General features: G+C 44.5%; 15 protein-coding genes. 4 read left to right on the forward strand and 11 right to left on the reverse strand.

Features of this window, described 5'->3' with window-relative positions; genetic code table 11:
- Nucleotides 1-7: 7 nt before the first annotated feature.
- Genes ACNQO6_RS07870 through ACNQO6_RS07885 form a run of 4 tightly spaced genes read right to left on the reverse strand, consistent with a single transcriptional unit; the run spans nt 8 to nt 6,532 of the window.
- Nucleotides 8-1,849 carry an IucA/IucC family protein gene (locus ACNQO6_RS07870; protein ID WP_440208594.1) on the reverse strand — a complete coding sequence of 614 codons (1,842 nt, stop codon included), beginning with the start codon at nt 1,847-1,849 and terminating at the stop codon, nt 8-10.
- Between the two features lie 10 nt (nt 1,850-1,859).
- Nucleotides 1,860-3,299 carry an MFS transporter gene (locus tag ACNQO6_RS07875; RefSeq protein WP_440208595.1) on the reverse strand — a complete coding sequence of 480 codons (1,440 nt, stop codon included), beginning with the start codon at nt 3,297-3,299 and terminating at the stop codon, nt 1,860-1,862.
- A gap of 22 nt (nt 3,300-3,321) precedes the next feature.
- Complete coding sequence (locus tag ACNQO6_RS07880; protein ID WP_440208596.1) at nt 3,322-4,755, reverse strand: lysine N(6)-hydroxylase/L-ornithine N(5)-oxygenase family protein; 1,434 nt, start codon at nt 4,753-4,755, stop codon at nt 3,322-3,324.
- On the reverse strand, nt 4,748-6,532 hold the full coding sequence (locus tag ACNQO6_RS07885; RefSeq protein WP_440208597.1) for an IucA/IucC family protein: 1,785 nt from the start codon (nt 6,530-6,532) through the stop codon (nt 4,748-4,750). The genes ACNQO6_RS07880 and ACNQO6_RS07885 overlap by 8 nt, the downstream gene beginning before the upstream one ends.
- Nucleotides 6,533-7,027: 495 nt before the next feature.
- Between ACNQO6_RS07885 and ACNQO6_RS07890 the strand changes: the two genes are divergently transcribed.
- A complete protein-coding gene (locus ACNQO6_RS07890) occupies nt 7,028-9,256 on the forward strand; it encodes a TonB-dependent receptor (protein WP_440208598.1) in 2,229 nt (742 codons plus the stop codon).
- Between the two features lie 112 nt (nt 9,257-9,368).
- Here the strand turns inward: ACNQO6_RS07890 and ybaK are convergent, their stop codons facing one another.
- The gene (ybaK, locus tag ACNQO6_RS07895; RefSeq protein WP_440208599.1) at nt 9,369-9,836 is read right to left on the reverse strand and encodes a Cys-tRNA(Pro) deacylase; all 468 of its coding nucleotides are present in this window, start codon (nt 9,834-9,836) and stop codon (nt 9,369-9,371) included.
- A 167-nt stretch (nt 9,837-10,003) separates the two neighbouring features.
- On the opposite strand from ybaK, the gene ACNQO6_RS07900 reads away from it, so the two are divergent.
- Together ACNQO6_RS07900 and ACNQO6_RS07905 are read left to right on the forward strand one after the other, a co-directional pair.
- The gene (locus ACNQO6_RS07900) at nt 10,004-10,309 is read left to right on the forward strand and encodes a hypothetical protein (protein ID WP_343579276.1); all 306 of its coding nucleotides are present in this window, start codon (nt 10,004-10,006) and stop codon (nt 10,307-10,309) included.
- Between the two features lie 194 nt (nt 10,310-10,503).
- Complete coding sequence (locus ACNQO6_RS07905; protein ID WP_032869113.1) at nt 10,504-11,877, forward strand: ABC1 kinase family protein; 1,374 nt, start codon at nt 10,504-10,506, stop codon at nt 11,875-11,877.
- Nucleotides 11,878-11,963: 86 nt separating this feature from the next.
- Here ACNQO6_RS07905 and pobA read toward each other — a convergent pair whose 3' ends face one another.
- On the reverse strand, nt 11,964-13,172 hold the full coding sequence (pobA, locus tag ACNQO6_RS07910) for a 4-hydroxybenzoate 3-monooxygenase (protein WP_440208600.1): 1,209 nt from the start codon (nt 13,170-13,172) through the stop codon (nt 11,964-11,966).
- A gap of 140 nt (nt 13,173-13,312) precedes the next feature.
- On the opposite strand from pobA, the gene pobR reads away from it, so the two are divergent.
- Nucleotides 13,313-14,128 (forward strand): IclR family transcriptional regulator PobR, encoded by an 816-nt coding sequence (gene pobR, locus ACNQO6_RS07915; protein ID WP_440208601.1) that lies wholly within the window; start codon nt 13,313-13,315, stop codon nt 14,126-14,128.
- A gap of 122 nt (nt 14,129-14,250) precedes the next feature.
- Here pobR and ACNQO6_RS07920 read toward each other — a convergent pair whose 3' ends face one another.
- The 5 genes from ACNQO6_RS07920 to ACNQO6_RS07940 all read right to left on the reverse strand — a co-directional run bounded on the left by ACNQO6_RS07920 (nt 14,251) and on the right by ACNQO6_RS07940 (nt 19,963).
- Nucleotides 14,251-14,850, reverse strand: a complete 600-nt coding sequence (locus tag ACNQO6_RS07920; protein ID WP_440208602.1) for a gamma carbonic anhydrase family protein — start codon at nt 14,848-14,850, stop codon at nt 14,251-14,253.
- Entirely contained in the window at nt 14,831-15,796 is a 966-nt protein-coding gene (locus tag ACNQO6_RS07925; RefSeq protein WP_440208603.1) for a PaaX family transcriptional regulator, read from the reverse strand. The genes ACNQO6_RS07920 and ACNQO6_RS07925 overlap by 20 nt, the downstream gene beginning before the upstream one ends.
- Nucleotides 15,797-15,858: 62 nt before the next feature.
- Nucleotides 15,859-17,148: a phenylacetate--CoA ligase PaaK gene (gene paaK, locus ACNQO6_RS07930; protein ID WP_343580395.1), complete on the reverse strand. Its 1,290-nt coding sequence runs from the start codon at nt 17,146-17,148 to the stop codon at nt 15,859-15,861.
- A gap of 52 nt (nt 17,149-17,200) precedes the next feature.
- Nucleotides 17,201-18,412, reverse strand: coding sequence for a 3-oxoadipyl-CoA thiolase (gene pcaF / locus ACNQO6_RS07935; RefSeq protein WP_440208604.1), 1,212 nt, complete (start codon nt 18,410-18,412; stop codon nt 17,201-17,203).
- Between the two features lie 12 nt (nt 18,413-18,424).
- Nucleotides 18,425-19,963, reverse strand: a complete 1,539-nt coding sequence (locus tag ACNQO6_RS07940) for a 3-hydroxyacyl-CoA dehydrogenase (protein WP_440208605.1) — start codon at nt 19,961-19,963, stop codon at nt 18,425-18,427.
- Nucleotides 19,964-19,965 lie beyond the last annotated feature (2 nt).

Consider the following 19,965-nt stretch of genomic DNA (forward strand, 5'->3'; position numbering starts at 1 on the left):
AATAACCTCACTTCGCCTGCGCTTTAAACGGCGCCAATGGGTTATCAACAAACTTGATCTGCATACGACCATCACCAAACAAACGGCGTTTGGTTAATGATTCAATCCGTAACTTTTCGGCAAAGACATCAAAGATTTGATAGCGTTGATGATGTTCAGGATGTTGTTGTTGATAGTCCAGAATGACTTCGGCAGCCCACTGCCAGAAATCCTGTTCTGCAACTGAATAAGTCTGATTGAGGAAAATCGCAATATCAGTCAAGGCCACAAAGAACAGGCAGGCGCAACTAAAGTCACGAATCCCGTCCAGATCATCCGTCAAGATAAAGGACATGCTATTGGTTTTGGCATGTTCAGGCGGCAACTGATCCAGTTCAGGTGCCAGTTCCGGATGAGCCAGATGTGACGGGCTATAACGTACGCCATCATGGAAATCCTTGAGCAATACACGGGTTGGCCAACCTTGTTGATGCACCAGAATAATATTTTGCCCATGCGATTCCGTCGCAATCCCTTCGGCAAATAGCAAATGGATCAATGGCGTAATGACCACTTTCAACAATTGACGTGTCCATTGCTCAACTCCGTAGTGTTTTAACCACGGTGCAATCAGGGCCTGTCCATCTTTTTGAATATGGCTCACCCCATTCAGTGGAATCGCATCTTCCCCTTCACGTAAATATTGATGCACGCTTTCACGCCATAAACAACCAATGGTGCCATAGGCCTGTTGGGCATGCGAAGCCGGTAAACGGGTAAAATCTACACTCAGACCGTAAACCTCACGCAATACCGCAAAATCCAGCTGTTGCGCCGTTTCACTGTGATCAATCAGGCGTTGCAGCCAGTCGGTAATGATGGGCCCGTTCATCACGGTATGTTTTGCCAGCACACGTGAACTTGAAGTATTGGTCAAGCTCATGGAAAGCTTGATATACGGTTTTTCCGGATGCTGTAAATTGGTGACGGTTCGCAATGACTGCTGGGCCAGATAACGGTCATGACTATGCCCTAAATAAATGATGTCCTGATCGGCAATTTCTTGTGCAAAAATTGAAATCAAGTGATTTTCCCATTGCCAAGGATGGACGGGAATCCAGACATATTCAGCGGCGTTTTGAGTTTGCTTGTCCAGTTGTTGCTGAAACTGGATAAAGTCAGCTTCATTCAATTGTTCTTTAAAAAATGCCTCTGTTTCAAGGTGACTGGAATGGTTTTGCGCAACCAGCTTCCGGTGTACGGCTAACCAGACCAATGCCATCGGCTGGGCAAACTCCACCCCATAACGGACATTGTCTTGCAGACTAAAACCAACCCGGGATTTGTAACATGGATGATAGGGATGCCCATCCATCAAATAAGATTCCAGAATATCGTATGGATACTGAATTGCAGGCAAGCTGTAGTTTTCAAAACAGACCTGTGATTGCAGGTCATGAATATAGGTACGCTTTAATTCAAAAATAAAATCTTCGACTTTGGCAGCGTCAGCAATCGAGCGCAGGATCTCATCAATGACCTGATTTAGACGTGCTGGTTGTGTATTGCCCTGAGCATCCTGACGAAGTACCTCCTGATCACGCGCCAGTCGCACCAGCTTATAGCTGTATTGGCGTTGCCCTTTGGCAATATACTGAACCGCTTGCTGTTGGCGATCCTGTACCTGAATCACAAAATTTTCACCATCATGCTCAGCGCAAATAATTTCTTCAAAAATCAAAGCTTGTAACAGTTGCTTGATCACCCGTTGTTCAACCTGTTTGGCCTGCTCCGGTTGTGGTTGTTGCCAGGCTTGAAAGGTATTTTGAAGCATATGTGTATTTGATAAAACTGGATGTAATTGTCCCATATTTGTCTTCCTAATTATTGAATTCATTGATTTTGTGTTGATCTGGAAAGCGCCATGCATAGGGCAAAGCGCACAGGATCAGGACCGTACAAAAAATAAAGATGTCCTGAATGCCCTTAAATGAATCCAGTGCGGTATCAGGAGTGGTGTGCAAAAGATCCTGATGTAATTGCAGATACAAGGCAGCCAGTACCACGGCAACTGCGGCAAAGATCCGACGGAACAGATTGTTTAAGGCCGCCGCCTGAGTAACCAGATGCTGTTGTTGCTGACGTAAGCTGTTGAGCCCTGCCGTGGTCGATGGCATATAGGACAGTCCCATACCCAGACCATGCAACATCATGCAGAAGATAATGAACCAGACATTTTTGACCGGTGCCCATGCCAGCAAGGCAAAAGCCAATGCGGTAATGAGTAAGCCCAGACTCATAATTTTTGCGGCGCCGTAACGATCGAGATATTTACCTGCAGGCTGGCTGCATAAACCAGTCACCAAGGCACTACTCATCAAGGCAAACCCTGTCCAGAGTGGGCTAAGTTGCAAACTCTGCTGAATCCACAACGGCACCAGCAACATGCCAATAAACAGGCCCACCGTTTGCGCCACACAGATCATCAAACTGAATCGAAAACCTGTTGCCGCAAACAATGCCGGCTCAATCAATGGACTGGTCTGATTTTTCTGCCTTCTGGCGAATAGCCAGAATGTTAAAACGCTCAATGCAAGTAATAACCCATAGACTGGCTGTGCGACATCTTCAAGTCGATGAATCTGACTCAAAGTACCTAATAACAAAATAATGCTCAGACTGAGGCAACCAAAACCGATCCAGTCAAAAGACTGGTTGATATCGCCTTGTTCTTTAGGCAGGTACAGATATCCCAACCATAATGCGATACAGGCAACAGGCAGGTTAATAAAGAATAAAGCCTGCCAGTCGAGCCAGACCAGAATCAGTGCGCCTAACATCGGCCCAATCGCCAAAGTCAGCATGATCATGGCGCCCCATAGCCCTGTGGTCCCACCCCGTTGTTCACTCGGCGTGACTGAAAAAATCAGACCGAGTGACAATGGGATCATCAGGCCACTACAAAAACCTTGCAGCGCTCTTGCAATCAGGACTGACTCAAACTGGTTGAATAAGCCGCCGAGTGTTGATGCCAAGGCAAAACATAACAACGCCGTTAGATAAGTTTTTCTTTTGCCAAAACGCTGGCTGAAATACCCCGCCAGTGGCAAGCTGATACTCATCGCCAGTAAAAATGCGACCACCACCCAACTTGCCCAGACTTCACCAATCTGGAAATACTGCATCAGTTGAGGTATGGCGGGATTAAAACTACTGTTGTTTAAACTGACGGTACCGGTACCTAGCATGACTGTGAGTAAAACATAACGCTGCAAGCCCACGTGTGCCGCCTGATTGATGGGTACAGAAGACCGTTCCATATGTGCGATTCCTCTGTTGACCTTAGTCAATGTGCTCTGACAACTTTACTTGTGCATAAAAAGCGGGAGAAGTATGCCGAAGCTGACCGGATTTATGCATAACACGGGTTAAGCCTGAATCGGCCAGTTGTACAGGATTTCGCACAGGTTGATCTGACTGTGCAGCAGGTGCCACACCAAATTGCTGATAAGACTGGGCCTGATCCAGCTTAAACAGCTCTTCACCTAATAACTGATTGGCAATGGTAGCAGCCCGATGCGCGCCCAAACCCAGATCTGGTGTCCCGACACCATGATGGAAAACTTCCATATTTTGCAGGAAAATCCGTCCATCGCCCTGATAGTTCACCTCAAAATCGGCACTAACTTGCCAACGCCCGGTTTGATCCAAGCGAATCAAATTTTGCAGGTTTTCCAAGAAAGCAGGTTTAGGATAACGATAACCTGTGGCCGCGATGACACTATCTGCATCCAGTACATAATGCTCGCCCTGCTGCTGGTGCTCGAAACGCAAACGAATTTTCTGGTTTTCCAGCACTTCCGCATGTTGCAACTGGTGATGTCCAGCCAAGGTCACATCAGTCTGCTGACCACCGATACTCCGGTGATACAGCCGTTCGTAAATATCACGAATCGTTTTACTGCTGATGCCTTTATACAGATTGGCTTGCTGCGCAGGTAATGTAGCCTTTAATCCTGCAGGTAAATGATAGAAATACTGCATATAGTCAGGACTAAAATGCTCTAGTCCTAATGGCGTATTCTCCATCGGGAAAAAACCCGCAGAGCGTGTCAGCCAATGCAAATGGAAATCAGGCGTGGCTTTGCCTTGCGCATATTGACGATCAAACAGGTCAATAAAAATTTCTGCCGCGGACTGGCCTGAACCAATCAACACCACATTGCCTTTTAACTGCGCAGGACATTGCTTTAAATATTCAGCCGAATGTAAGCATTGCTTTGTTTTTGGATAGGCCTGCTGCAAACTTTCAGGTAAATGCGGAACTGTACCGATTCCCAGTACCAATTGACGTGTCTGGTAGCGCTGCTGTTCACCATTCGCCAGAACTTCGACCTCAAAACCGCCCTTGATCGGTTGCACATCCAGAACACGGCTGTTGAAGCGGATATGCTCGAGCTGCTGCACCACCCACTGACAATAATGGTTATATTCCTGACGTGGAATATATAAGTTTTCACGGAAGTAAAACTTATATAAACGTTGCTGATGTTTTAAATAGTTAAGAAAACTATAAGGACTGGTCGGCTCAACCAGACTGACCAGATCCGCCATAAACGGAACTTGTAGTAAAGCATGGGGTAGCTGCATGCCCGCATGCCAGTCAAAGCCATCTTTCTGCTCAAAAAAGCGATATTGAAGGTCACTTTTGTTTTGCAGCAAACTGGCCAGACTTAAATTAAAAGGCCCCAAGCCAATGCCGATAAAATCAAGCATAGCTCACATCCTTCTGCTCAATAAACAGCGGATTTTGCAATTGCACATACACAGATTGATGCTCAACAGGCGCAATCAATTCATCCAGCTCATGCAAGCGTGTCAGCAAATTACCTTTATATGGCAAGGTTTCATTAAACAACAAGCCTTGTAACAAGGTGCTGTCAGGATACTGCTGCAATAAATCCTGCAAGAACACTTTTAAATGCTCAAGCAGCACATCTTCGCTTATATGACCCGTTGCACCAATCGCATTAATAATGCCGAATAAGGTATTGCCAAAGAAATAATAGCTGAAACGCTCATCAACGAAATCTTTCGGCCCCACTGCAAATGCCTTTTCTTTTAGCTCAGGTAAGGCCTTTAAAATTTCAGTGGCAAACTCTTCAATATAGTAGAAGCCCTGATTGTCACGTAACCATAAGGTTTTGGGAAAATAATTCTCCATTTCCAGCAGCACATTTTGCTGATGCGATTCGAATGCCATTCCGTAACGATGATAGAGATACATCAACGGCTGCAAACTTACCTCAAGGAAGCGGTTAAACCAGTCCAGAGCAATCTCTGAAAGATCCATTTCAGGATGTGCTTTGGCAATATTTGCGAAAAGCGCATTAAAACGATTTAAAGCCTTGCCCGGATGGTCCTGACACAATGAGGCAATACAGGTGACTTGCTGTTGTGGACTAAAAGGCTGATCACGGAAAATACAGATACTTTCATTGACCACTTCACCATCAATTTGCAAAGCCATCCATGCAGGATCATTGACCGCTTTCAGAGTTGGGCAGTTTTTTAAGATATTCTGCCCAAACTCACTGTGCCATAAACGATGGGTCAGTTCACCACGGTGACATTCTTTTGCCAGATTGACACGGATTGAATTGGTAATCATCACCGACAGTGACGGTTTCACCATCCACGGCGCATTAAAACTTGCCAGTGTTCGAATGGAAGTGGTCGGTGCAAATTGCCAGCCACGTAAACCCAGATCAATCAGCTGTCCGGTTTGTTTCAAACGCTCAAACCACGGCTTGCTTTGCAGATAACGTGCCTGCCAAGGATGTAAAGGCAGTAACTTATACTCGGTATGAGTGTTGAGCAGCTTAAGATCCTGTTCAGATAAATACCATTGCAACGCGCTTTTAAGCTGGGCTGAAATAGCCTCATCAGTCGCGCTACCCTCAGCAATATAATCCTGATGCACAAACCAGTAATGCAGTTGAGTTTGTCCCTTATTTTCCGGAGAAAACTTGTACCAGTCCTCATGTACAAAACCCGTCCGGCTCTTTGGTGCAGGATGCATGCTATGCCCAAGGACTAAAGCCTGTTCAGATTCAATGAAATTCTGTCCTGCTTTGATCAGATCATCAAAGTCATGTTCACGCTGGACTAAAAACTGCTGTAAAGCATCACGGCTCTGAATCCATTTTTCCATTAGAGAAGCGGCATCTAATGCAAGCTCGGACTCAAAAACCAGTTCTTCCAGTAACAGGCCAACAATGGCAACGGGACTGAAGGTTCTACTTTGTCCATGAACAATAATTTGCGGAAAATCGGCCAAGCGATGTCGCCCGACTCGACTGACATAGGCCAACGGGAAATAGCATTGTGCTTGAATGGAGTGGATCGGAATGGTTAACAGCGTCAAACCTTGGCTAAACGCTTGCTGATGTGGACTCTGCTGATTCTTATTAAGCAAGTGACCTTTGCCTGTTTCTTGCGTGTAGGCGTTGACGAAATGTTGTATCGCCAACCGATTGGCAAGTGATTGCATCCGATTGTTTCCTCTATCCAGAGATCTGATTTATTTTTCGAAATGTTTTAGGCCATAAACATATCCTGAACGGAACTTAGGTCCATTTAAGATGTAGCTAATGATAATTATTATCATTTATATTTTCAATTCTACATTTTGCTGCTATAAAACAATTCAATGCATTGAAATGATTTGCTTTTTATTTGCTTTATGCGAAATCAGATACAAAAAGATAATAATCGTTTTTATTTAATAAAATGATGATTCACTCAATATTGATAGCTTTTTATGATTTTAAAATTCCTTAAATTACAGCAAATTAGATAAATACATCCCAAAATGATGCATTTATGTGCCTGTATTATCAAAAAACCTCTTCCACAGATCCCTTTGCTTTTCCTGATGAAGATAAAGAATAAAATGATGATTTCGCCTATTGCACTGTTCACTATTCTCTCCCCTATAATGCCGAAAATTTAAAAACAATCTCAGGCTGAGATCATAGGAACGATGATGAAGCGCCATAAAAGCTTAGATAAAAACGCAGATGTGAAACGTATTATTCCCTTTTTGTCGATCGGGGGATTCATTTTATTTTCCAATACATCTTTTGCAGCGGCTTCCACTGAAGCAACTCTCTCTGGCGAAAAACCAGAGCAACTACCGACCATTACCGTGCAAGCCTCACGTTCCGATGAGCTCTCCTCTTCTGCCAAGCAAGTCACGCGACTCGATGAACAGCAAATTGAACTTTTAAAAAATGCTTCATCAGGCAATCTCGCGACTGTGCTGGCTAAAGCAGTCCCCGGCTTATCCGATTCAAGCCGCACCATTACCGATTTCGGGCAAACCTTACGTGGACGTAATGCACTGATTCTGGTCGATGGCGTGCCGATGAATTTAACGCGGGACACATCCAGAGGACTTTCTGCGATTGATCCGCAAAGTATCAGTAGCATTGAAGTCATACGTGGCAGTAATGCAATTTATGGCAGCGGCGCAGCGGGTGGTACCATTTCAATTACCACTAAAGCGGCTGGCGGTGAACCTGCTGCTAAAACCGTGATCGGCTTACAGAGTCCGCTCACCAATATCCGTTCCGATGCCTTCAGTGGCGATATTCATCAATATTTTTCAGGCAGTCTGAATGACTTCGATTATGCACTGGATTTTGGCTATCAAAGAATTGGCAGTCCCTATGATGCAAGAGGAAAACGGATTGCACCCGAACCGAGTCAGGGCGATCTGTTTGATGCCGATGCCTATAGTATCGGTACTAAACTCGGCTATCACTTGGACGATAATCAGTATCTACAACTGGCTGCAAACTATTATAATGCCGAACAGGATTCCGACTATGCTTCTGATCCAAGCGTTGCCCAACTCCCCCCAGGCAGTGTTCCTGCCAAGGCAATCAAAGGATTGAAATTAAAAGAACAGAATAAAAATGAAAACCAGATTTATAATCTGACCTATAGCCATAAAGATTTATTTGGCAATAAACTCGATGCCCAGATTTATTACCGCGACTTTTTCACCCGCTTTGCCCCCTTTGATGCGCGTAAAGTACCCACACGCGGAGGACAGGTCGATCAGGTCTACCAAAACAATAATGTGCTCGGGAGTCGCTTAACCGTCACGACGCCGCTTGAGTTTCTGGGTGACAGTTCACTGGTCTGGGGTGGTGATTTTAGCCGTGAAAAGAGTGAAATGCCGCTAGATACTTTCGATCAAGATATCTATGATCAATCTGGTGGGCTGGAATTCGTCAAAACTGGAAAGCTGATTTATTTACCTGAACTTACTACCCAGAGCCTAGGTGGATTTGTGCAGTTGAAGCATCGTTTTAACGATCAATGGTCGGCTGAAGTTGGCACACGCTATGAGAACAGTTTTGCCAAAATTAACAGCTTTGTGCCGTTATCCCAGCTCAAAGAATCCGTTCCCTATACCGTCCAAGGTGGTAAAGTAAAGGCGGATGCATGGTTGTACAATGCCAATCTTACTTTCTCACCAAATGACGAACATTCAATTTATGCCTCATTTAACCAAGGTTTCCAGTTACCTGATGTGGGTGTGGTTATTCGTAACGCAGGAAAAAATTTTGACTTAAGCTCGTCATTTTTAAAACCAATCAAAGTGGATAATTATGAACTCGGCTGGAATGGCAATTTCAATAATTTTAGCTCAAGCTTAGCCGTATTCCACTCCACGTCTGATCTGGGTGGCGTGCAATCCTTTGGCAACGGGTTAATTCTGACCCGAACCAAGGAAAAAGTGACTGGTGTAGAAGCGACGCTGGATTATCTTGAAGATGCCAAAGTCTGGGGTGCTGGCGGGAGTGTGACCTGGATGAAAGGACGTGAGACACCGCAAAATAGTCATACTGAACAGGATATGACAGGTTTCCGTATTCCGCCGTTAAAAGTGACCGCCTATATTTCCTATAGCCCGACCGATACCTGGACCAACCGTATTCAGGCGACGTATTTCGGTGCAGAAGACTACCGTCTCAATGGTAACAATGGCTTTGGACGCTATGATATCAAATCCTATACCACAGCGGATTTAATCAGCAGTTTTGCGATCAATAAACAGGATACGATGACGATTGGTATCGAGAATATGTTCAATCGTGAATACTATCCGCTTTATAGCCAGCTGATGCGCAATAGCAACAACACCAGTCACCTATTAGCGAGTGGCCTAACCGCGAAAGTCTCTTATACGCATAAATGGTAATTTCCAACATCAAATACGATAGATATCTGCTGATATCTATCGTTGTTTCAATCTTTAGCTTTTAACTATCGCTTTTAAATTAAAAAGAACCTTGACACCAAATATTAATATTTTATAAATCAAGCACATCAGCAAATTTAGCACCCAGTAATTGAGCTAGATCCTGAGGATTTAATCCAATATCCAGTCCTCTTTTGCCCCCACTGACATAAATTTTCGCCAAACTTTGCGCCGTGGCATCGATCACGGTTTTAAGACGTTTCTTTTGTCCGAGAGGACTAATTCCGCCGACCAGATAGCCGGTTAAACGTTCAGCATCTTTTGGATTTGCCATTTGCAGTTTCTTACAACCGACTGCTGCTGCTACTTTTTTCAGATTAAGTTGATGATGGACCGGTAAAATGGCGATGAAATAATTTTTTTCATCTGTCACCATTAAGGTTTTGAATACTTCTTCAACCTTGAGATTCAATTTTTCTGCGGCTTCCAGTCCAAAACTTTTTGCATTGACATCATGTTCATATTCATGAATTGAGAATGGTATTTTATTTTTTTCCAGTAATTTACAAGCGGGTGTCATATCTATTCAGTATTTTTGCTTTCGGAATAAAAGTAGGATAAGTGTAGCACTTTAAAAATAAAAGTTTAAATTTGCTTAGGCTATTTTGGATATAAATCTCTTCTTGATAAATCTTGAAACAACCTCATATATTGGCTAAAGATGAAATGAACAGGCTTAAACAATTCATGAGTTATAAGCATAATAATTTGATGGCAATGCGCCAGAATTATTGGGACGATGAAAGCTCTTCTACTGTCCAAGCAGAAAAGCAGTTTTTAAAAGATCTTCTCGTTGAAGAAGATGTTTTTAAAGAAGCAACTTTAGACGACACCAAGTATTTTTTCTTTACCCTACCCAGTATTATTATCGTAAAAGCCTACGCACTCGGTTTTCATCATAGTCAGGTTAAACGGATGCTGGTTAAACATATTCATACCCATCGAGCCGCACTGATGAAACGGGCAACTTTAAAAATTCAGTTTAAAATTTAGGACATATGTATACGAAAGCCAAAAGATGAATCTAGATTCTACTTAGGCTATTTATGGACAATTACCCTATTGCACAAATTTAGACTGATAATTCAAGAGATTGAACTATTTTAATACGTTCAAAAGCGGTAATATCCGCTACAATTTATCACTCGGCTTTCAACCCTCCGATTTCAGCATAGGATTTTTCTTTCATGTCAGATCAGAACGATAAGCTTAAGAATCTAAAAACCTCCTCGGTGGATCGTCGCTTATCTATCGCAAAAGCGTCTTTACTTGCTGGAACACGTTGGGCAACTGCAAGTGCAACTTCTCTTTTCTCCAGTGAAGAAGAAAAAGAGAAGAAACGTAAAAAAGCCATGGCTGAACAGGCGCATTATTTGGTTTCTGAAATTGGCAAACTTAAAGGTTCAATCGTCAAGATTGGCCAGATGATGGCCTTATATGGCGAGCATTTCTTGCCTGAAGAAATTACCCAGGCATTAAATACCCTGAATAATCAGACCGTAGCCCTTGCCTGGCCTGCAATCAAGGCACACTTGCAAGATCAGTTAGGTTCAAAACTTGACGACTTAACTATCGATCATGAACCGATTGGCACAGCTTCACTGGCTCAGGTTCATCGCGCGACCCGAAAGTCAGATGGGCAGGAACTGGTGCTTAAAATCCAGTATCCGGGTGTGGCTGAAGCAATCGACTCAGATATGAATCTGTTTAAGAATATGCTGAAACTGACTCGGATGGTCCCGCAAACCCGTGAGTTTGATCAATGGTTTGATGAAGTCCGTGACATGATGCATCGTGAAGTGGATTATGCGATTGAAGCTGCAACCACACGTCGTTTCGCTGAACGTTTGAAAGATGATCCGCGTTATATCGTTCCACAAATTGTGGACGAATTCTGCGCTGAAAAAGTACTTTGCATGACCTTTGAACGTGGTGTTCCGGTAAATAGTCCTGTCATGCTTTCTCTTCCACAAGAACGCCGCAACCAGTTGGGTGAAGCCTCTCTTGAAATTGCAGTGCGTGAATTATTTGAATGGGGTGAAATGCAAACCGATCCGAACTTTGGTAATTATCTGGTTCGTTTGGGTGATGGCAATGAAGTTAACGATAAAATCGTTTTACTCGACTTCGGTGCAATTCGTCAGTTTGACAATAATTTATTGACTGTGGCGCGCAACCTGATTCAAGCTGGCTATGATCATGACAAGACCGCGATGGTCAAAGCCATGAAGGGTTATGAATTCTTTGATGGTATGCCAGAAAGCGTCAAACCGGGTATGGCAGATGTGTTCCTGATTGCCACGGAAGCCTTTAGCTGTCCAGAAAATAATCCAGATATGCCTGCGGGGATAATGGATGATCAGGACCGTTATGACTGGAAAAAAAGTCAGTTGCATAGTCGTGTGATGCAACAGGCTGGGCAATCGATGGCCTCCCGCTATTTCTCGGTTCCACCGAAAGAGTTTATGTTCATTAGCCGTAAATTCATTGGTGCCTACACCTTTATGACTGTGATTGATGCAAAAACCAATGTCCGTAAAATGATTCGTCAATTTACGTGATCGATCATTTCCAGTGACATGATAGAAAGCCTGTCCATTCTTATGCACAGGCTTTTTTAATCTCTATTGATCAGAAAGTTATGCTGTTAAGCACAGGTTTCTGGCATTTTTTGAATTTCATATGGCAGTCCTACATAGTTCTCTGCCAAAGTGGTTCTGCCCGCTGTCGAGCCTAAAATATAACTAAGTTCAGCCTGCTTGATTTTATGGTCAAACTCGCTTTCGGTTTCAAAACGATGCAGCAAATGCGTCATCCACCAGGAAAAACGCTCAGCCTTCCAGACCCGTTGTAAACATTTTTCCGAATATTCATCAATGCCCTGACTCGAATCCTCCGTGTAATACTCGATCAACGCGCTCGATAGATAAGCAATATCCGAAGCCGCCAGATTAAGCCCCTTGGCCCCGGTTGGCGGAACAATATGCGCCGCATCTCCTGCTAAGAACATTTTACCAAACCGCATCGGCTCGGTCACAAAACTACGCAACGGTGCAATACTCTTTTCGATCGATGCACCAGTGACTAAATGTTGACGGCTTTCAGGATCTAAACGACATTTCAATTCTTCCCAGAATCGCTCATCTGACCAGTCTTCGACATGATCCGTCAATGGTACCTGTAAATAATAACGGCTACGGGTTTCTGAACGCATACTACATAACGCGAAACCACGTTCAGACTGTACATAGATCAATTCATCTGCTACTGGCGGTACATCGGCCAATACACCTAACCAGCCAAATGGGTAAACTTTTTCAAAAGTTTTGATCTTGTCCTCAGGCACACTGGCTCGACAAATACCGTGATAGCCATCGCAACCGGCTATAAAATCACACTGAATTTGAAAAGCTTTGCCCTGATAGTCAAAATGAACGTCTGGCGCATCATAAAAACCGTGCACCTGCACATTTTGCGCTTCATAAAATGAGGTCAGCTGTGCAGCTTCACGCGCAGCCATCAGGTCTTTGGTAACTTCGGTCTGTCCATAAACCGTGACTTGTTTACCGCCTGTCAGTGCAGACAAATCAACACGATGTTTCTGCCCATTGGTGAGGATCTCAATCCCTGAATGCGGTAATCCTTTCTCTTTTAAATGTTGATCGACACCTGCCTGTTTCAGTAAGTCAACCGATACCTGCTCTAAAATGCCAGCACGTATGCGTGAAGCGACATATTCAGCACTACGTTGCTCAACAATGATATGTTCAATCCCAGCCTTATATAACAGTTGTCCCAGTAACAAACCCGCTGGGCCAGAACCGATAATTGCAACTTGCGTCTTTAAAATATCCATTACATCTTCCTTGTTATCTCCTGACTTTTAAACTACTGCTTTTCAATGAGGGATACGATGTATGCAAATTGAAAAGAGCCGTATATCATTCAACTTGTCCGATTAGCGGACAAAACATACAAAATAACAAGGAAGAAAGGATGTCCTCTACCGATGATTTTTTAGAGCACCCGAGTTCTCATGAACGTATTCGTCAGGAAGACTATATTGCGGGTTTGGCCAAAGGTCTGGCTTTGCTTGAAGCCTTTGGTATTGATCGCCAACGTTTGAATGTTACACAGGTCGCAGAACGGACAGGTATTAGCCGCACAGCCGCACGTAGACATTTAAAGACCTTAAAATACTTAGGCTATTTAGATACCGACGAGCATTATTTCTGGTTGACCCATCGGGTATTACGTTTTTCCAGCTCTTATCTGAGTTCTGCCCATCTACCCAAAATTGCCCAGTCTTTTCTCAATCTTTTATGTGCCCAGACTTCTTTGACTTTTTCTTTGGTCGTTTTGGATGATAATGAAGTGGTGCCCATCGCCCGTAGCTATCTTCCCCAACATGACAACCTGCGGGTCAGTCCTTATGGCATGCATCTAGGCAACCGCCTACCTGCACATGCAACCTCGACAGGAAAGGTGTTATTGGCAGCATTATCTGAGCAGGCTCAGCGCGATTGGGTCAAAAGCTATAGCTTAAAGCGTTTAACACCTTTCACCATTATCGATGAAGCAAAGTTTATAGACGTGCTGAAAAGCATCTCATTTTCGGACTATTGTTTATCGAAAGAAGAGCATGAGCTGGGTGTGATTGCAATTGCAGTACCAGTACTGAATGCTCAAGGTCAAGCTATTGCGGCACTTAACTGCATGTCGCAGACCAATCGGGTGCAAGAGGAGTATCTGGTTCAGCAAATTCTGCCTTTACTGCGCAATACTGCCAATGAGTTACGCAATGTGATTTAAAAGAAATGTTCGGCTGGCTATTTCCATCTAGCTGCTTAGATAATTTGAATTAGAATGCGACCCCATAGTCTATCCCCTGACACCGATAATAACCATGTCTGAATACCTTAAACTCAAGCCAATTAGGTACCGGGTTTAATCTGATGCTCCGACTGAAAATCCTGATAGGTTTTACGTTCAGATGAATCGGCTGTTAAAGGCTTAACCTCGGTCATGCTGTCTAAACAGCGCTGTGTCAGCTGGATATATTCTTGCGTACCTTTGATTTTCCATGCGCATTCCTGTTCTGATAAATCACGCACAACCTTGGCAGGACTTCCCATGGCCAGTACATTGGCTGGAATGTGATCCTTGGTTTTTACCAGACTATTTGCACCGATAATGCTGTTTTCACCAATCTCGGCATAATCCAGTATCACACTGTTCATGCCGATCAAGGCATTCTTGCCGATACGGCAGCCATGCAAGGTCGTAGCATGACCAATATGTCCCATTTCTTCAATCAGGGTGACGCTTTGCGGAAAACCATGAATGATACAATTGTCCTGGATATTGGCATTCTGCTTGATATGGATGCGGCCAAAATCAGCGCGTAATGAAGCAAAAGGACCAATATAGACACCGGCTTCAATGATGACATCACCAATTAAAACAGCGGTTGGATGTACAAATGCATCAGGATGAACGACAGGAATCACTCCATCAATACTGTAACAAGGCATCAGCCACTCTCTCATTATTTTGGCTCAAGCCACCAAAACGCCGCCAAAAATGTGCAGTCGCATTGGGCATAGGCCCTTCCGAGGTTGCCGCAACCGACAGGAAATACTCATCTGCGGCTTCAAAGACTTTTTTATAAATATTCATGGATAAAGTTCGTGCCTTGACCGCAGGCCAGTCTGTCGATAACAGCTCTAACGGCAAAGCAGGATCTTTGAGTAAAATCCGGCGATAATAATGAATCAGCAAGGTCCGTATCTGGAAGGCTTGAATTGGTTCAATGCGTTCATCCTCTTGCATCAAAATTGCGCCAATCTCCCGAAACATATCCAGAAATTGTAAATAACGTTGACGCAGCTCATCAATCGGCCAGTTGGTCTCTAACATCCGGCTGATGGTGTCAGTCGAGTTATTAAACAACTGTAAGGTCTCAGCCTTAAACACCACCACCTGCTCGCTCATGTTGAGATCAACCAGCAGTTTTTGCAATTGCAGTCGATTCGAACCCGGGTATGCCATCAGGTTGGTCGAAATATTGGCAAAGCCCAGCCATTCCAGTTCTTTCTTGAGAAAAGCCTTATTGTCGGTATCCAGACTCGACATCAGGATCAGATCCCAAGCATGATCCCATTCTTTCATCTGGTCATTATAAATCCGTTGCTCAGCCTGTAAGTATTTGAAACGGCTGGCATCTGTAATCCGGTAAAAACTGGTTCTACCAATTTTATCCGAACCCAACCATTCATTTTTGACCAGACGAAAAACCGAAGTCCGGACAGCACGATCATTAAAGTTGAACAGCTCCATCAACTGGATCAAGCTGGCAAGACTGATATTACCGCCACGATGGAGGATTGAATCCCCAAAAATGGTTGTAATCAGAGACGTGCCACTTAAGGTTTCATTCTGGATGATCGAATCAATAATTTGCTGTAACTTTACACTCATAGGTTTATCTTGGCGTTTAGATTCAGGATATAGACGATACTATACCCTGAATGATCATAATGTTAAGCAATCTGACGCATATCAATGACCCGTTTTGCCTTCCCTTCCGAGCGCGGCAAAGTCAGTTCATTCACCACTTCGACTGTCACGGAAATACCAATCATGGTTTTAATCCGCTGCATCAGTTGCTGAGCCAGTTGTTGCGCCTGCATGTCGCAGTTATGGCACATCTCGGTACGAATGTGCAAGGTATCCATATGACCTTTCTTTGCCACCAGGATTTCGTAGTTTGGTACCAGACTTGGAACCTGTAGAATCTGTTCTTCAATCTGGGTCGGGAATACATTTACACCACGAATAATCAGCATGTCATCGCTACGTCCTACGATCTTGTCCATACGGCGCATCGCCAGATTTTGGCCTGCCAGCAAACGGGTCAAATCACGGGTACGGTAACGGATAATCGGCAAACCTTCTTTGGTAATGGTGGTAAATACCAGTTCACCCAGTTCGCCATCCTTACACACTTCACCAGTTTCAGGATTGATGATTTCAGGATAAAAATGATCTTCCCATATGGTCAGCCCTTCGCCTTCATCCAGGCATTGCATGGCGACACCTGGCCCCATAATTTCTGACAGGCCATAAATATCCAGTGCCTTGATATTCAGGCGTTCTTCGATCTCTCGGCGTAACTCTTTCGACCAGGGTTCTGCCCCAAAAATGCCCACCTTCAACGAGGTATTACGTGCACTGCCTAACTGTTGCTCGAGCTTTTCAATAATGCTGACGCAATACGATGGCGTGACCATAATTGCCGTGGGTTTAAAGTCCTGAATCAGTTGTACCTGTTTCTCGGTCTGCCCGCCTGACATTGGAATCACGGTGGCACCCAAGCGTTCAGCACCATAATGTGCACCTAAACCACCCGTAAACAGGCCATAACCATACGCCACCTGAATCATGTCCTTGGCACTCAAGCCCGCCATACGCAAACAACGCGCCACAACATCCGACCAGGTATTGATATCCTTTTGGGTATACCCTACTACAGTTGGCTTTCCTGTCGTGCCTGAAGATGCGTGTAAACGAACAATCTGCTCTTGCGGAACTGCAAACATGCCAAAGGGATAGTTGTCACGTAAATCCTGTTTGGTGGTAAATGGAAACTTGGCCAGATCATCCAGTGTCACGAAATCATCTGGATGCACGCCTGCATCATCAAACTTTTTCTTATAGACCGGACTATTGGCATAAACATAAGTCAATGTCTGTTTTAAGCGTTGGGTTTGAAGCGCTCGCAACTCCGCAAGCGTCATTTTTTCTACGTCTTCTGTGATGAGGCTATCCACTGCCGTCTCTCCTATTTCGTTATATTATTCGAACCGTTTTGTTTCAATTGAATTAAGCTATATTTTCTAAAATCAAGGCGACACCTTGCCCAACACCGACACACATCGTACAAAGCGCGTATTTACCTTGGCGTCTTTTCAGTTCTCTGGTGGCGGTCATCACCAAACGCGTGCCACTCATCCCAAGCGGATGGCCGAGTGCAATCGCCCCACCATTCGGATTAACACGCGTATCATCATCCTGAAGACCTAACTCACGCATACAGGCCAAAGATTGCGCGGCAAAAGCCTCGTTCAGCTCAATCACATCCATTTGGTCCAGACTGAGCCCCGTTTGTTTCAACAATTTTTGTACTGCAGGCACTGGTCCAATACCCATATATTTCGGTTCAACCCCGGCACTGCTCATCGCCACCACACGTGCCAACGGCTTTAAGCCATGTGTATCGGCAAACTGACGATTGGTCAGCAACACACACGCCGAGCCATCGTTGACACCCGATGCATTACCCGCCGTCACCGAACCACCTTCTTTACGGAATGGAGCTTTTAGTTTTGCCAAGCTCTCCAGACTGGTATCGGCACGGGGATGCTCATCCTGTGAAAAGACAGTCATATTCTTTTTACGATCGGCCAGTTCAACAGGTAGTATTTCACCCTCAAAAAAGCCGGCTTGTTGTGCCGCAGCCACTTTTTGTTGACTCCGAAGCGCAAATGCATCCTGATCCTGACGACTAATCTGGTATTTTTCAGCCACATGCTCAGCGGTTTCAGGCATGCTGTCCGTCCCATAGTCAGCTTTCATCTTTTTATTGATAAAACGCCAGCCAATGGTGGTATCAAAGATTTCAGGGCTACGACCAAAAGCCTCGGTTGGCTTGGCTTGCACAAAAGGTGCCCGACTCATCGACTCGACCCCACCCGCCAGTACAAATTGTGATTCGCCAGCCTTAATCGAACGTGCCGCCAAACCTACGGCATCCAGCCCTGAAGCACAAAGACGATTCACGGTCATGGCAGGAACCGCTTCTGGTAATCCCGCCAACAAGGTTGCCATACGTGCCACATTACGGTTATCTTCACCCGCCTGATTGGCACAGCCCAAATAGACTTCATCTAAATCTTGCCACGGCAGATGCGCATGTTTTTCTTTTAAATGTTTGATAGGCAATGCCGCAAGATCATCCGTACGTACCGAGCTGAGCGCACCAGCATAGCGGCCAATCGGGGTGCGAATAAAATCACAAATTAACACGTCTTCCATGATCACTCCTCTTTATGCACATGCGGTTAAATCTTTTGAATCATCGAGCGCCAGGCTTTGTTGCTTTGCCACGTATTGCTTGAGATAAAGACTTGCACGATATTTTTCTTCGCCATAGATGTCATATAAATTATTGAGGGTTTGTAGCACATACTGCGCGCCCAATTGCATCATCCATTGATACGGTCCCTTAGGATAATTGACACCATATCGCATCGCATTATCAATATCTTCCATACTGGCAATCCCGTGCAGGCTGGCCTCACAGGCTTCATTGATCAGCAAGACAAGGGTACGTAAAGTTAATAATGCTGGATGGTCTGTAATCCAGATCACATGAATCTGATATTGGGCAAAAAATGCCTCAACTTTTGCCAGATCATCGGCTTGGCACAACGGGTTATGACTCAGTACCACCGCTTGCGCCTGCACAAAATCATGATGCCAGTCCATCAATACCGTTTTACGGCTTAGATAGTTCAGGTTGGCAGATTCACCCTGACTTAAACGTAGATCAATATCATCAATTTGGATGACATCTTCTTCGCTCTCAATCCCACTGTTCAACGCTAGACGTGTGAGTAGCTCGGGTAACTGAGACCATGTACCTTTAACCTGTATCTGAGCTTGAAAAGGTGTGGTACTCAGGGCTTGAGGTTGAAATGTCGAATACTGGTTTCTTGTATCATAGTGATAAAAACCTTGTTTTGACTTGCGTCCCCATGCACCCGCATCGACCAGTTCTTTCTGAATCAAGCTTGGGCGGTAACGTGGCTCATAAAAGAATGCTTCATAAACACTTTGGGTCACAGAAAAATTTACATCCTGTCCAATCAGATCAGTCAGCTCACATGGCCCCATGGCAAAGCCACCACACTGCTTTAAGGCATAGTCCAGTTGATCATAGCTGGTGACCTGTTCTTGCAAGGCACGAAACGCTTCTGCATAAAATGGACGGGCAATCCGGTTCACAATAAAACCAGGTGTCGATTTGGTCAGCACCGGGATTTTTTTCCAAACCAGCATCAAGGCTTTTAAGGCCTGACATAAGGCAACTGGCGTTTTTAAACCTTGGACAATTTCGACCAACTTCATTACTGGTGCAGGATTGAAGAAATGTAAACCCACCACACGTTCAGGCTTTGGAATTCCTGCTGCAATCGCAGTGACTGAAATTGAAGAGGTATTAGTGGCAAAAACAGTCTGTTCACTACAAATGCTTGCAAGCTGTTGAAACAATGCCTGCTTGACATCCAGTTTTTCAACCACGGCCTCAATCACTAAATCCACATCTGCTAAATCGTCTATACCGTTGGCAATGCTTAGACGGGAACATGCTTGCTGAACCTGCTCATGCGTTATCTTGCCTTTTTCAACCAGTTTGGCAAAAGTCTGATGTAATCCATCAACCGCCTGCTGAGCCTTTTCACGATCAAGATCATAAAGAGTCGTAGCGTGACCATTGATCATCGCCAACTGGGCAATACCAATCCCCATGGTCCCCGAGCCAATCACGGCGATTTTGGCATGGGATAAATCGAAACTCATCATGC

Origin of the sequence: Acinetobacter calcoaceticus, from assembly GCF_051947995.1 — a bacterium.
GTDB lineage: Bacteria > Pseudomonadota > Gammaproteobacteria > Pseudomonadales > Moraxellaceae > Acinetobacter.

What these genes read in the sequence shown, in the direction of transcription:
- ACNQO6_RS07885 (WP_440208597.1), bottom strand. Translation starts at nt 6,532, where the DNA reads ATGCAATCACTTGCCAATCGGTTGGCGATACAACATTTCGTCAACGCC.
- ACNQO6_RS07875 (WP_440208595.1), bottom strand. Translation starts at nt 3,299, where the DNA reads ATGGAACGGTCTTCTGTACCCATCAATCAGGCGGCACACGTGGGCTTG.
- pobR (WP_440208601.1), top strand. Translation starts at nt 13,313, where the DNA reads ATGTCCTCTACCGATGATTTTTTAGAGCACCCGAGTTCTCATGAACGT.
- ACNQO6_RS07940 (WP_440208605.1), bottom strand. Translation starts at nt 19,963, where the DNA reads ATGATGAGTTTCGATTTATCCCATGCCAAAATCGCCGTGATTGGCTCG.
- pobA (WP_440208600.1), bottom strand. Translation starts at nt 13,172, where the DNA reads ATGGATATTTTAAAGACGCAAGTTGCAATTATCGGTTCTGGCCCAGCG.
- ACNQO6_RS07870 (WP_440208594.1), bottom strand. Translation starts at nt 1,849, where the DNA reads ATGGGACAATTACATCCAGTTTTATCAAATACACATATGCTTCAAAAT.
- ACNQO6_RS07925 (WP_440208603.1), bottom strand. Translation starts at nt 15,796, where the DNA reads ATGAGTGTAAAGTTACAGCAAATTATTGATTCGATCATCCAGAATGAA.
- ACNQO6_RS07905 (WP_032869113.1), top strand. Translation starts at nt 10,504, where the DNA reads ATGTCAGATCAGAACGATAAGCTTAAGAATCTAAAAACCTCCTCGGTG.
- ybaK (WP_440208599.1), bottom strand. Translation starts at nt 9,836, where the DNA reads ATGACACCCGCTTGTAAATTACTGGAAAAAAATAAAATACCATTCTCA.
- ACNQO6_RS07900 (WP_343579276.1), top strand. Translation starts at nt 10,004, where the DNA reads ATGAGTTATAAGCATAATAATTTGATGGCAATGCGCCAGAATTATTGG.
- ACNQO6_RS07880 (WP_440208596.1), bottom strand. Translation starts at nt 4,755, where the DNA reads ATGCTTGATTTTATCGGCATTGGCTTGGGGCCTTTTAATTTAAGTCTG.
- pcaF (WP_440208604.1), bottom strand. Translation starts at nt 18,412, where the DNA reads ATGGAAGACGTGTTAATTTGTGATTTTATTCGCACCCCGATTGGCCGC.
- ACNQO6_RS07920 (WP_440208602.1), bottom strand. Translation starts at nt 14,850, where the DNA reads ATGCCTTGTTACAGTATTGATGGAGTGATTCCTGTCGTTCATCCTGAT.
- ACNQO6_RS07890 (WP_440208598.1), top strand. Translation starts at nt 7,028, where the DNA reads ATGAAGCGCCATAAAAGCTTAGATAAAAACGCAGATGTGAAACGTATT.